This is a genomic window from Vibrio sp. Vb339 (assembly GCF_902751245.1).
GTDB classification, from domain to species: Bacteria; Pseudomonadota; Gammaproteobacteria; order Enterobacterales; family Vibrionaceae; genus Vibrio; species Vibrio coralliirubri.
Genome location: NZ_CADDIS010000001.1, coordinates 258,844 through 271,734 on the forward strand (window position 1 = coordinate 258,844; position 12,891 = coordinate 271,734).

Annotated in this window: 11 protein-coding genes; 7 read left to right on the top strand and 4 right to left on the bottom strand. The window is 44.1% G+C overall.

Translation table 11 applies throughout. The features are described from left to right. Positions 1-216: 216 nt before the first annotated feature. Positions 217-420, top strand: a complete 204-nt coding sequence (locus HRQ85_RS01175; RefSeq protein ID WP_048610044.1) for a hypothetical protein — start codon at positions 217-219, stop codon at positions 418-420. Between the two features lie 183 nt (positions 421-603). On the opposite strand, the gene HRQ85_RS01180 is transcribed toward HRQ85_RS01175, so the two are convergent. Beyond that, positions 604-1,494 carry a LysR family transcriptional regulator gene (locus HRQ85_RS01180; RefSeq protein WP_029405267.1) on the bottom strand — a complete coding sequence of 297 codons (891 nt, stop codon included), beginning with the start codon at positions 1,492-1,494 and terminating at the stop codon, positions 604-606. 154 nt (positions 1,495-1,648) lie between these two features. On the opposite strand from HRQ85_RS01180, the gene HRQ85_RS01185 reads away from it, so the two are divergent. Together HRQ85_RS01185 and nagB are read left to right on the top strand one after the other, a co-directional pair. Then, positions 1,649-2,002 carry a DUF413 domain-containing protein gene (locus tag HRQ85_RS01185; protein ID WP_019819999.1) on the top strand — a complete coding sequence of 118 codons (354 nt, stop codon included), beginning with the start codon at positions 1,649-1,651 and terminating at the stop codon, positions 2,000-2,002. A 606-nt stretch (positions 2,003-2,608) separates the two neighbouring features. After that, the gene (gene nagB / locus HRQ85_RS01190; protein ID WP_019819998.1) at positions 2,609-3,409 is read left to right on the top strand and encodes a glucosamine-6-phosphate deaminase; all 801 of its coding nucleotides are present in this window, start codon (positions 2,609-2,611) and stop codon (positions 3,407-3,409) included. Between the two features lie 259 nt (positions 3,410-3,668). Here nagB and HRQ85_RS01195 read toward each other — a convergent pair whose 3' ends face one another. The 3 genes from HRQ85_RS01195 to HRQ85_RS01205 form a co-directional block, all read right to left on the bottom strand. Beyond that, complete coding sequence (locus HRQ85_RS01195; protein ID WP_017065079.1) at positions 3,669-4,205, bottom strand: MltR family transcriptional regulator; 537 nt, start codon at positions 4,203-4,205, stop codon at positions 3,669-3,671. 50 nt (positions 4,206-4,255) lie between these two features. Continuing rightward, positions 4,256-5,404 (bottom strand): mannitol-1-phosphate 5-dehydrogenase, encoded by a 1,149-nt coding sequence (locus tag HRQ85_RS01200; RefSeq protein ID WP_172378439.1) that lies wholly within the window; start codon positions 5,402-5,404, stop codon positions 4,256-4,258. A gap of 183 nt (positions 5,405-5,587) precedes the next feature. After that, complete coding sequence (locus HRQ85_RS01205) at positions 5,588-7,480, bottom strand: PTS mannitol transporter subunit IICBA (RefSeq protein WP_172378440.1); 1,893 nt, start codon at positions 7,478-7,480, stop codon at positions 5,588-5,590. Between the two features lie 571 nt (positions 7,481-8,051). Between HRQ85_RS01205 and HRQ85_RS01210 the strand changes: the two genes are divergently transcribed. From HRQ85_RS01210 to norW, 4 genes are all read left to right on the top strand, one after another. After that, the gene (locus HRQ85_RS01210) at positions 8,052-8,918 is read left to right on the top strand and encodes a glycerol kinase (RefSeq protein ID WP_172378441.1); all 867 of its coding nucleotides are present in this window, start codon (positions 8,052-8,054) and stop codon (positions 8,916-8,918) included. Between the two features lie 291 nt (positions 8,919-9,209). Continuing rightward, positions 9,210-9,866 carry an NAD(P)H-dependent oxidoreductase gene (locus HRQ85_RS01215; protein WP_104216093.1) on the top strand — a complete coding sequence of 219 codons (657 nt, stop codon included), beginning with the start codon at positions 9,210-9,212 and terminating at the stop codon, positions 9,864-9,866. 268 nt (positions 9,867-10,134) lie between these two features. After that, positions 10,135-11,634, top strand: coding sequence for an anaerobic nitric oxide reductase flavorubredoxin (norV, locus tag HRQ85_RS01220; RefSeq protein ID WP_172378442.1), 1,500 nt, complete (start codon positions 10,135-10,137; stop codon positions 11,632-11,634). Position 11,635: 1 nt separating this feature from the next. Further along, on the top strand, positions 11,636-12,805 hold the full coding sequence (gene norW, locus HRQ85_RS01225) for an NADH:flavorubredoxin reductase NorW (protein WP_172378443.1): 1,170 nt from the start codon (positions 11,636-11,638) through the stop codon (positions 12,803-12,805). Positions 12,806-12,891: the final 86 nt, after the last annotated feature.

Here is a 12,891-nt window from a genome sequence, read left to right on the forward strand (position 1 = left end):
GTTTGATCCGATACCTAAAAGTTTACCGTGAACCACCATTGTCGCTAGCCACTTTCGGAAGCGAAGGTCAGATAAATCACAAAAAAGGGTTTTAATTTTATTCAATTCGACTAAATTTAACCTAGAGAAGGCAATCTTCTCACAACGTCAACGATCGGTACTTAGCACGCCAAGATGCAGAGACCGATCGAATATAAATATAAAAAGGAAAAGGCTATGGTTCTTCACACATGTCGTATTGTTTTATCAAACCAACAGGTTCTCACCAGTCAATCAGTCGAGCAGTCTCTAAGCTTTCTTGAAGACAAAGCGGACAACGGGATTTCTATGATTGAGATTGACGCAACGGATGGCAGTCAAATCCATTCGTACATGTCACACTCTCTTGAAGAGTCTATTGAGAATCTAATGAACCTATAGGGCTTTTAAAAAAGGCTACACATACCAGGCTTAAACGATATTTATGGAATTAGAAACGATCTCTAGTTCCAAAAAGAAGTACATTTCTGGTTTAAAACAAAAATGGCTCCCAACTATACAATTAGTTGGGAGCCATTTTTTATTGAATCTAATCAACAAAGCCATTGCTTACCGCGAATGCCGTTACTCAGGTGCTTGTTCAGCGGCTTGCTGCAATGTGTAAGCCGTCGATGGGTCAATCTCATTAACCAACTTCTCAACCTGCATGATCGCATCAACCGAAGTACTGCTTTTACGGTAGCTCAGATAAATTGGGCGATACCAGTCTTCAACCCCTTTCACCTTATGCAGCTGACCCGAATCGATAAAAGGTTCGACTAGAGACACAGGAAGATACGCACTGCCGCCTTTCTCTAAAATGAAATCGAGGGCAATACGCGCTGTAGAGGTACGTAGGTACGGTGCTGGCACTTTAGGGTGACGTTCTGCGTGTTCAGAACCAAAACGTGTTCCCCAATCCACATACACATACTTGTGTTGGAATACAGATTCCAGATCATCTTGTTGCGTTGATACCAACACCAAAACCAAGTCAGCGACTTTTTTACAGTTCAGCTCTTCTGCTTTGATCTGATCGAACGCGAAAGCCATATCTAAGGTTCGTTCTAACAAATTACGGTTGAGTTGCTCGCGCCCCATCACCTCTGCCATAAAGCCGTAACCGCCAAAAGAGTCGGTTACCACACTTAAACAGTTTTGCAGATACGCATCCCAAATATTCGGCGTGCCGCCCAGCGTTAACTGCAAGGCTTTACCACTTTCTAACGACAGCTCAAATTTGGCTTGTTGTAGAGTGGACACCATCACTTCGGCATAACCAATCAAACGTTCACCGGAAGATGTGAGTTTGATGTTATTGCGGTCACGAATGAAGAGTTGAGTATCAAAATAGCCTTCAAGCTGTTTGATCCGCGCACTCACCGCCGCTTGTGTTAAATACAAGTTTTCAGCTGCACGCCCAAAATGGCGCACCCTTGCAACCTCAAGAAAGGTTCTAAATACTTTCACATCCATCAAATACATCTCTGTAATAAATCTGCTAACTAGCCGATCTAGGATTGTTTATCGTAAAGGCAAAAACGTTTTGTTTCCTATTTTAGCCTTTTAACAATATTTTCGCGTGAGCAATAAACACTAATTTCTATCTAACCACATTACTGAGGCTGATATGTCTGAGACCGAATTCCGACACGGAAAAAAACGTTTTTATGACACCATTAAATTCCCGAGAGGGTTCGCTAAGTCGGGTGATTTTACTCTTTCAGAAGAGGAAATCCTAACCTTGTTTGGTGACACTATGCTTGCACTTGAAACTGGTGAACTAGCACCAATCAATGCAGAAGAAAAACACTTCATTAAAGTGTTGTCTCACCCTCATAAGGCAAAGTCCAAGTTAGAGCGTGTTTGGTTGAAGTACATTCAACTGGCTCGTGGACGCCGTCGCTTTCACACCCTAAACGGCTGCAAACGCGGCGAAGTGCCTAGGGAAGAATACGAAAGTGAGTTAGTGTTAGAAGATTAGTAAAATCGCTCAAAGTGATACCTCATCACTTTGGGCTTTTTTTTGCCTTCAAACACACATCTTCTTTGTAATTAGTAAGTTTAGCCAACCTGTCCATTTTTACCAATATTTATATACAATTCATAGCGATAGCGTGACTAAAACACAGCTCTCGTTCAATCTTATGGGTATTCATCCCACTGAGATTCATCGTTCTTCATCCTGCCCCTGTCTTTTATCACGATAGCGCTCCATTGCCATCATTATTTTTCTAGCTTCAACTTTACCTCCAACGTTTGTCTATACGCCGAAACACGTTAATACACCAAAGTTCGTCAATGGCTCGAGCGACGCCATTATCGCAAAAGCGTATCAAAACATAGAAACACACCAACCCTTTCAGGTGCTGAATTAGATCGATATTGCTGTATATGACAAACGTATTAATCTTGTTTAACGCCACCAAATATCCATACAATAATTGTGCAATTTTGAGAGTTCCAGTCACAGTTACGACGAAAAAAGCAAAAACTTGACCTAAAACAATAGCGGAACTGGATAACTTATTTTATAATGCGAATTAATGTTTCAGAACACTATAAAATTTTATTTCTAGGGGCAAAATCAATGAGACTTATTCCATTAAGCAACAAAGCAAAAGTAGGTAAATGGGCTGCTCGTCATATCGCAGATTCGATCAACAAATTCGCTCCAACTGCTGAGCGTCCATTTGTACTAGGTCTTCCTACTGGTAGCACACCTCTAACTACTTACGCTGAGCTAATTGAACTTTACAAAGCTGGCGAAGTAAGCTTCAAGCACGTTGTAACATTCAACATGGATGAGTACGTTGGTATCGAACCAAACCACCCAGAATCTTACCGCACATTCATGCACGAGAACTTCTTCAACCACGTTGATATCCAAGCAGAAAACATCAACCTGCTAGACGGCAAAGCTGAAGACATCGATGCTCACTGTGCAGCTTACGAAGAGAAAATCCGTTCATACGGCAAAATCAACCTGTTCATGGGCGGCGTAGGCATCGACGGTCACATCGCATTCAACGAACCAGGTTCTTCTCTATCTTCGCGCACTCGTATCAAAACGTTGACTGAAGACACTCGTATCGCGAACTCTCGTTTCTTCGATGGCGACATCAACCAAGTTCCTAAATACGCACTAACTATCGGTGTTGCGACTCTTCTAGATGCTGAAGAAGTGATGATCCTTTCTCTAGGCCACAACAAAGCTCAAGCGCTTCAAATGGCTATCGAAGGTTCTGTAAACCACATGTGGACTGTTACAGCTCTACAGATGCACCGTAAAGCTATCATCGTTGCTGATGAGCCAGCTCAACAAGAGCTGAAAGTTAAGACTCTACGCTACTTCCAAGAGCTAGAAGCTGAGAACATCCAAGACCTATAATCGATTGTCTTGAATAAAAAGGCTCTCTAAATAAACAGAGCGTCTTGAATAGAAAAAGCCACTGAATGTGGCTTTTTTTGTGCCTGTTGATTTTGTATTTAATGGGGAGAGGTATCGGATATTTTTAGAGGAACAAAAACAACAAAGCGATTTCTCCAACGAGAGAAACCGCCATCATTTTAAACTTTGTATTGAAACGAACCAACAGCTACAAGATATGTAGGATGTGAAACAAGATAAGCAGGACTGCAAACTAGAGCTAAGAGCTCAGCGCGTTATCTCGGCATAGGGTCGTAATAATGTCAGTGATAGCCAATACGATCGTCGACTTCACCTTTTGATTATGTCGCCCCAAGAACATTTCAAGCATTGGGCCAGACATGGTTTCCACCATCTCCGCGTCATATTCGATAGGCATAATACGCTGAATCGCGTGCACCTTGTTGAGCTCAAATATCACATCAACTTCTGTGAAGCTGGTGTCTTCACCCTGTATTTTTGCCCACTCTTTCAAGGTAACGAAAACCTCGAGATCGTCGTAGAGTTCTTTACTGATCACGCCAAGCCCGAGTAGCAACTTAGCACGAATCATGATCTCGCCTAACGGCCCACCACTGTTGAGAAGTGGCTCGACAACGAACTTAATTGCAGTGTCGTCTTTCTTAAAGATGTTTTTTAATACGGCATCTACCGTGTCGTCCAATGCATCGTAAGCAGCCATTAGGCAGGCGCCAGCACTCTCAGCTTCCGAAAGGGCTTCGAGTAATTCAGTTTCATGGCTTGTTTGTATTGGCATAACGGCTCGACAATAAGAAAGTGCCACTGGTGTGGCACTTTGATGGTTTATCATTTCAATGCTAGATAAGCTTCTTCCGCTAGTTTAACAACTTCTGAGTCACTATTCAGCTCAGAATAATGCGCTAATGTCTCAGCAAAGCCTTTTTCTGCGAACATTGCTTGAAGTTCAACCGCTTGAGGGTCGTCTTCGTTCTTGTAATGGAACGCAGCTGCGATTGCTTTTACTAGGTGAGCATTCGGTAGGCCGTACTCTAATGTACCGTTTAGAGGCTTAACTAGGCGGTCTTGCGGGCTCAGTTTACGAATTGGCTGACGACCAACGCGGTCTACTTCATCACGTAGGAACGGGTTAGCAAAACGACCTAGAATCTTTTGGATGTAGGCAGCGTGAGCTTCTGGATCAAAGCCATAACGCTTAATCAGAACCGCACCACTCTCTTCCATCGTCGCTGTTACTTCAGCGCGGATTACGTCATCTTCGATAGAGTCTTTAATAGTCTCATGACCTGCAAGCACACCAAGGTATGCCGTTACCAAGTGACCCGTGTTTAGCGTGAACAGTTTACGCTCAACGAAAGCCATTAGGTTGTCAGTGCATTCCATACCTGGGATGTTTGGAATCTCACCTTTAAATTGTGTTTGGTCTACGATCCACTCGCTGAACGTCTCAACCGTTACCGCTAGAGGGTCTGTTTCGCCCGCTTCTGCCGGTGGAACAATACGGTCAACCGCAGAATCAACAAAGCCAATGTGCTCTTCAGTGAAGGCTTTCATTTCATCAGAAAGGTGCTCTAACACGGCTGCTTTTAATTGGCTAGTACCGCGAACCATGTTCTCTGCCGCGATGATGTTCATTGGTGCAGTGTTGTTTGCTTCTGCACGCTTTTCAATGCCTTGAGCGATAGACTTAGAGATGATTTTAAGAACCGTAGGACCCACTGCAGTCGTCACAAGATCAGACTCAGCAATGCAATCTACTACTGCGCTTGTTGTTGAGTTTACTGCTGTCACGTTCTTAACAACTTCGACAACACACTCTTCGCCAACAATCTTAACTGGGTATTCTTGGCGTTCAATTAACGCATTTACAACCGTTTCATTTACGTCAGCAAACGTAACCTTCATACCAGCATCAGAAAGAAGCTTACCAATGAAACCACGACCGATATTACCTGCACCAAAATGTAACGCTTTCATAATTTTGACCTTATAAATATTTGAATCTAGATAGCTAACTGCTCAACAACATGCCTTGACGATGTGCCCTAGGCATTAAGCAGTAAGCTATTCAGACTGAATCTTGTTAGAAAGATTAAGACCGAAAATGAGGCCAGTAGGGGGATACCGGCCTCCTTCACTCAGGAGCTTGACTAGAGCTTTTTAGTTTCCGTTGAGAATACGTAGAACATCAGCAGGGTTTGTTGTGTTCTGTAGGCATTCCACAGCTTCTTCATCATCGAGTGAATTGGTAATAGCCATCAGCACCATGTTGTGCTCATCGCCTTGTGCGGCAATACCGATAACCATCTTCGCGATATCATCTTCATCTTCGCCCCACTGAATACCTTCAGGGTACTGACAGAAAACGATGCCGGTTTTTTGTACGTACTGTTTCGCTTCGATTGTGCCGTGTGGTACTGCGATAGACTCACCTAGGTAAGTAGACACAAGCTCTTCACGAGCAAACATGCCATCTACATATTCTGGTGATACGTTGCCAAGTTTTACTAATTGTTCGCCAGCAAACTTGATTGCGTCTTCTTTTTGAGTCGCTTTCAGGCCAAGGAAGATGCTGTCGTCAGTGAGTGCAAGCTTGTTGCCTTCTTGCGCTGGAGCTGCTGCAGGAGCCGGAGCGTCTACTTTCGCTTCGCCACTTTGAGCATCGACAAGCTCAGCAACTAGTTGGTCGTATACACCGCCGTCTAGGAAGTTGCTTAGAGACATATGCATCGCACCTGGCACTGTGCTACGAGCACGGTCTGTTAGGTCTTTATGCGTAATAACGATTTGCGAATCAGCTGGTAGGTTGTTGATTGCGTAGTTGGTCACTTCAATGTCTAGGCCAGCTGTTGCTACTTTCTTACGTAGTAGACCTGCACCCATTGCACTTGAACCCATACCCGCATCACACGCTACATAAACTGCTTTTACATCCGCTAGGTTTACGTTTGCTTCTGCTGCTGCACCTTTAGAAGACGCTTTCATGTCTTTCATTTGTGCAGAAGCTTTTTCTAGAGAGTCTTCGTCGTCATCTTGAGCTGAAGTTTTAAGCAAAATTGAAGCCACTAAGAAAGATACTGCTGTTGCTGCGATAACTGACAATACAACACCGATGTAAGAGCCTTTTGGCGTCATCAGTAAGATTGCGAAGATAGAGCCTGGTGATGCTGGAGAGATAAGGCCAGAATCGAACATTACGTTAGTGAATACACCCGCCATACCACCTGCGATTACCGCAAGAATTAGACGTGGGTTCATTAGAACGTAAGGGAAGTAAATTTCGTGGATACCACCTAGGAAGTGGATGATAGATGCACCAGCAGCAGATTGCTTCGCGCTACCTTTACCAAACACCATGTAAGCAAGTAGAAGACCAAAACCAGGACCTGGGTTTGCTTCGATTAGGAAGAAGATAGAGCGACCCATCTCTTCAGATTGCTGGATACCTAGTGGAGAGAAGATACCGTGGTTGATTGCGTTATTTAGGAATAGAATTTTCGCAGGTTCAACAAAAATAGATGCTAGAGGTAGTGCACCCGCTTCTACCATTGCGTTTACGCCAGCCGCAAGTCCGCCAGACAGAATCTTAACCGCAGGACCAATCACGATGAACGCGATGATCGCACAGATCATGCCGATGATACCCGCAGAGAAGTTGTTCACTAGCATTTCGAAACCACTCTTCACTTTACCGTGAACAGCTTCATCGAATTTCTTAATTGCGATACCACCTAGTGGACCTACAATCATTGCACCCATGAACATTGGGATATCAGTACCAACGATAACACCCATTGTTGTGATAGCGCCCACTACCGCACCGCGGTCACCACCAACCATTTTACCACCGGTGTAACCAATCAATAGTGGCAGTAGGTATGTAATCATAGGACCAACCATTGATGCTAACGTTTCGTTAGGCCACCAACCCGTTGGGATGAATAGTGCAGTAATGAAACCCCACGCAATAAATGCGCCGATGTTTGGCATTACCATATTGGATAAGAAACGACCAAAGTTTTGAACCTTAATCTTTGCTTCTGGTGATAACATAGGTAGAACCCCGTAGTGTATTGGTTGGTCAAATGACCGAAAGTGTGTACTCAAAAGTCGATTAAAATGTATCACAACATTTCCAAAATGCACCCTAGCCCAACTTTCGTGATGGCCATCACACACGAAAAACACTTTCGGGTTAACAAGCACATCTTAGATCACAAAAATACCATGAATTTAAATTACAAAGCCAAATTAATGAGAATAGATATCATTAACGCACGATCAAGATCACATTTTATTTTGTAATACTTAAAAATAAATAGTGATCAAAATCACATTTAGTAAAATATAGCATCTGAGATCTATATAAACCGTATAAAAGAACATCGTGCCACGCATGTAAAATATGCACCCAGATGAGCAAAATCGCTATAAATGTAATTTAATTACAGGCTGGGCTACATTTTGCTAAAAATACAAAACGAGACCTAACGCTCTACTAAAAACATAGACCACTGAACTGCAGTTAGCATTGATAGATGTGATATGGTATTTACCAACGCTATCGCATCATATATATCTCCAACACCCATCAACTGATGACTCCGCTATTTGAGAAAAGACTATGTCAGACAAAATTTCCACATCCGCACTCGCTAAACAAAAAGGCATAGAAGCTAAAGGTTTATTTAGCGATCTAAAAACAGCGGGCTATATTGTGCGTTCACAAGAGCGTTGGATTCTCACTGAGCGGGGAGAAAGCTTTGGTGGGGAATATGTCGAACACAAGAAGTTTGGTGTCTTTATTGTCTGGCCAGAGAAACTGCTTATCGATTTGGACTCATTCTCAGGAAAAACACTCACCGCCACCCAGCTTGGTAGCGCCTTTCAACTCAGCGCAAAGAAAATCAACTTACTGCTCAACGAGCTTGGTTGGATAACAAAAGAAGAAGACGGTTGGCATGTCACCTCTACAGGCTTAAAAGCCGGAGGTGAACAAAGAGAAGACAAAGCGACTCAAAACTTATTCGTGGTATGGCACGACTCACTGGTTCGCAATAAACGTTTAAAGCAGTCTGTTGTTGAATTCCTAGGGCATGATGCTGAAAGCCACTCGACCGATGTGTCATTCTCCAGTTTTCGTCAGAAATTTGAGGCGAAGCACCGAAGCTTAGATGGGCATTATGTTCGATCAAAGGGAGAGCTGATCATCGATAACTGGCTTTATATGGCAGGAGTGGTTCATGCGTACGAGCGTCCGCTTCCGATATCAAAAGAAGTGATCAGCGATTTTTATCTACCAAGTGGCAAAGTATACATCCAGTTCTGGGGAACCGATTCTGCGCCCATCGCCGAAGATAAACGTGAAGCGACGAGAAAAATCTATGAAGAGCATGGTTTTGGTCTAATCGAAATCACGCCAGAAGATATCCCCAACCTAGACAGCGTACTTCCGCCATTATTGCGCCAATATGGTATCAAGGCTTACTAAGCTACTGAATCTAGAGATTCCACCTCCATTAAGATCACATTTATCGAATCATTATGGACATTATTAACCATAGTGATTTGATATGTTCGCTATTTTTCCCGAGTCATTCTTCTATTATCTTACATCCATCGACTTGAGCTACCGCAGATACTCGATTTATTGGGGCATGTTCGATAACTATTTAGACGTTCAATCTATTGAGATGCGTTTAAATTGGTTATCCGTTTATTGTTGACGTGACTGAACATAAAACCCTACAACATTTATTATTGATAGATATTAGGATTCAACATGACTCATCCAATCATTACTGATCTAAACACTCGTTACACAGCTAAAAAATACGATGCAGAAAAACGCATCTCTGCGGAAGACATGGAAGTGATCAAAGAAGCACTTCGCTTGTCAGCTTCTTCTATCAACTCTCAGCCTTGGAAATTCATCATCATTGAGAGTGACGCAGCAAAACAACGCTTCCACAATACTTTCGAAAACATGTTCCAGTTTAACCAACCACATGCGAAAGAAGCGTCACACACGATCCTGTTTGCTCACGATCCTAAGTACACTAAAGAGAAATTCGCGAAGCGTGCTGATACAGAAGTAAGCTCTGGTCACCTACCAGCTGAAATGTACGAGCAATTCTTAGGTGCTTACGCATTCGCAGAAATGAACACAGACGAAACAGGTTTCAACGGTAACTGGACTAAGTCTCAAGTTTACATCGCACTAGGTAACACACTGCACACACTAGCTCGTCTAGGTATCGCTTCAACACCTATGGAAGGTGTAGATGCAGCTATGATCAGCGAAGAGTTTGCTGACGAACTAGAAGGTCACGTTGTTGATGTAGCGCTAGCTATCGGCTACCACAAAGACGGCGAAGACTACAACTACGGCAAACCAAAAGCGCGCCTAGCTCTTGATGAAGTCATTACTACGCTGTAATAGACACTGATCTGTAATAGCTGAAACAAACAAATCGCACTGCTTTATTTGGCCAGACGTTCGTCTGGCCTTTTTTATATCTGTTATTTATCCAAGCCACTACCAAGTCATTAAGACACATTAATTTCAATATGACTACAGGAACCAACAAGTCATAAAGACACAAAGAAGAGTTCAAAAAGCAAAAAACACAATTAAAACAACAACTTAAAACATGGCACGACTAGTGCAATGAGAGCCTTAGATATTTCAATAAGGTATTATCATTATGACTATTCACGTTAAATCAAATGTTCATTGGGTCGGCGTCCACGATTGGGAAACCGAGCATTTCCACGGTAAGGAATACCACATGAACAAAGGTACGAGCTATAACTCATACCTGATCCGTGAAGAGAAGACCGTGCTTGTCGATACTGTCGATCATCGCTTTACTGAGCAATTCCTTGCAAACCTAGAGATGGAAATCGATATCAATGAGATCGACTACATCATTTGTCAGCACGCCGAAGAAGACCACTCAGGCGCGCTCTCTGCGCTGCTTGCTAAAATTCCGAACACGCCGGTTTATTGCACTGAAGCGGGTGTAAACTCCATTGTTGGTCACCACCACCAACCAAACTGGAATTTCAGAACCGTCAAAACTGGCGATACGCTCGATGTCGGTAACGGCAAGCAACTTATCTTCGTTGAGATGAAAATGCTGCACTGGCCAGACTCAATGGCAACTTACTTAACTGGTGATGAAATCCTGTTTAGTAACGACGCTTTCGGCCAACACTACTGCGACGAAAATCTATTCAATGACCAACTAGACCAAGTTGAACTACATGAACAGTGTCTGCGTTACTTCTCGAATATCCTGACGCCGTTTGCGCCGCTGGTTAAAGCAAAGATTGAAGAAGTGCTGAGCTTAGGCGTGCCGATCGATGTTATTGCTACTTCTCACGGCTGTATTTGGCGTGACAATGCGACTCAAATCGTTGAGCAATATTACGAGTGGTCGAAAGCCTATAAAGAAGATCGTATCACGATTGTCTACGACACCATGTCCAACAACACTCGCATGATGGCTGACGCGATCGCAAAGGGTATCCGTAAAGGCAGCCCAGAAACGGCAATCAAGGTCTTCAATATTTCTAAGCACGACAAGAATGACATCCTTGCCAATGTATTCCGCTCGAAGGGTGTACTTGTTGGCTCATCGACCATGAACAACGTGATGATGCCGCAAATCGCCGCGCTACTTGAAGAAATACACGGCCTGCGGTTTGCAGAAAAAAGAGCCGCAGCATTTGGATCTTCAGGTTGGACTGGCGGCGCAGTAAAACGCATCGATGCTCGCTTACGTGAAGCCAACTTCGAGGTGAGCGCACCTCAGCACATCCACTGGAAACCAGATACAGACGCACTTCGTCAATGTATTGATTACGGGATGACACTGGCCGAGGTTTGGCGCACCGATGCGAACGAGGTTAGTGAGCCTAAGCAAGTTGACCGCAACGTTCAACGTATTGAATCAGCACCGACAAGCACCCCAACAGAGCTAAAAGATACGGCTGAACAAAAGCCAGAAGAAGCGCAAGATAAGCCTGTACATAGCGCAGACTGCACTTGCTGGCGCTGCACGGTGTGTGAATGGGTGTACGACCCACAATTGGGTGAACCCTACCAAGGCGTTGAACCGGGAACACCATGGGCACAAGTACCTGATGACTTCCTTTGCCCTGAGTGTCATTTAGGCAAAGAAGTGTTTGTGGAGAAATAGCATGTCGAACATTGTAATTGTGGGTGGCGGTTTCGCTGCCCTACAAACTATCAAGATGGTGCGTAAGCTCGACCAAGATATCGCGATCACCATGATCACGGCAGATTCGGGGGTTGAGTACAGTAAGCCGAACCTTTCACACGCATTCAGCCAGGCTCAAACACCACAGTCGTTAGCCGTTAATAACGCTCAGCAATTGGCTGAGCAGTACAACGTGGTCATCAAAACCAAGGCTTTCGTCAGTGAAATCGATACCAAGCAGCAGTGTGTTCATGTTGACGGGCAAATCATCCACTATTCGAAGTTGGTATTAGCAACGGGCGCAACGCCTTTCATACCACCAGCGGAAGGGCTTAAACGCAGCGCGACCATTACGTTAAATAGCTTGGAAGAGTTCGAGAAACACAAAGCTCAGATCGATGAAGCTCAACGTATCACTGTGATTGGTGGAGGCTTGATTGGGGTAGAGCTTGCATTCGATCTTCAAACTGCGGGCAAAGATGTCACGATTATCGAACCCGCAAGTTATCTATTGAATAACCTAGTGCCACCTTTCGTTTCTCTTGAGTTGGAAAGGGAGCTGACAAAAGCAGGAGTTACCGTCGAAACCGACTCTGCGATTTGTCGAGCGACTTATCTTCATGATGGAGTCAGGCTACAAACTACCGCTTCTCGATTAATACGAGCAGATATCGTGATTGCCGCAGCAGGGTTAAGGCCAAATACGGCTTTAGCCACGCAAGCGGGAATAGACGTCAACAGAGGCATTGTGGTCGATGACACCCTGAAAACCAGTGCCAACAATGTGTATGCGATTGGTGATTGCGCTGAAATTGAAGGGCGTGTGATGGCTTATCTGCAGCCAGCAATCTTATCGGCAAACGTGTTGGCGAAGCAGTTGACTATGGGTAAAGGCGACATCAAAGTGGGCGAAGCAAAGCTCAGCTTGCCTCATATGATCACCAAGGTGAAAACACCGAGTTACCCGATTCAGCTGGCAGGGCGCGATATTCACACAGCTCAGAGCTGGGAAACTCGATTCGATCCTAAAGGCATTGTCGCCAAAGGCTTCAATGAAGATAACCAGTTGGTTGGATTCATTGTCACAGGAGAGCACATCAAAGCCGCATTTCCTCTTCTTAAAGAGCTACAAGCAAGCTCACCCGTATAAGTTCTAGATGCGCTAATGCAAAAAAAGCCAGTCAACAGACTGGCTTTCTTGTGTTCATCTTAGTGCGATGAGCTCATTGCGTTTAA

Bases quoted from the DNA above. Each gene is read 5' to 3' on its own strand.
- HRQ85_RS01175 (WP_048610044.1), top strand. From the start codon at position 217: ATGGTTCTTCACACATGTCGTATTGTTTTATCAAACCAACAGGTTCTC.
- HRQ85_RS01180 (WP_029405267.1), bottom strand. From the start codon at position 1,494: ATGGATGTGAAAGTATTTAGAACCTTTCTTGAGGTTGCAAGGGTGCGC.
- HRQ85_RS01185 (WP_019819999.1), top strand. From the start codon at position 1,649: ATGTCTGAGACCGAATTCCGACACGGAAAAAAACGTTTTTATGACACC.
- nagB (WP_019819998.1), top strand. From the start codon at position 2,609: ATGAGACTTATTCCATTAAGCAACAAAGCAAAAGTAGGTAAATGGGCT.
- HRQ85_RS01195 (WP_017065079.1), bottom strand. From the start codon at position 4,205: ATGCCAATACAAACAAGCCATGAAACTGAATTACTCGAAGCCCTTTCG.
- HRQ85_RS01200 (WP_172378439.1), bottom strand. From the start codon at position 5,404: ATGAAAGCGTTACATTTTGGTGCAGGTAATATCGGTCGTGGTTTCATT.
- HRQ85_RS01205 (WP_172378440.1), bottom strand. From the start codon at position 7,480: ATGTTATCACCAGAAGCAAAGATTAAGGTTCAAAACTTTGGTCGTTTC.
- HRQ85_RS01210 (WP_172378441.1), top strand. From the start codon at position 8,052: ATGTCAGACAAAATTTCCACATCCGCACTCGCTAAACAAAAAGGCATA.
- HRQ85_RS01215 (WP_104216093.1), top strand. From the start codon at position 9,210: ATGACTCATCCAATCATTACTGATCTAAACACTCGTTACACAGCTAAA.
- norV (WP_172378442.1), top strand. From the start codon at position 10,135: ATGACTATTCACGTTAAATCAAATGTTCATTGGGTCGGCGTCCACGAT.
- norW (WP_172378443.1), top strand. From the start codon at position 11,636: ATGTCGAACATTGTAATTGTGGGTGGCGGTTTCGCTGCCCTACAAACT.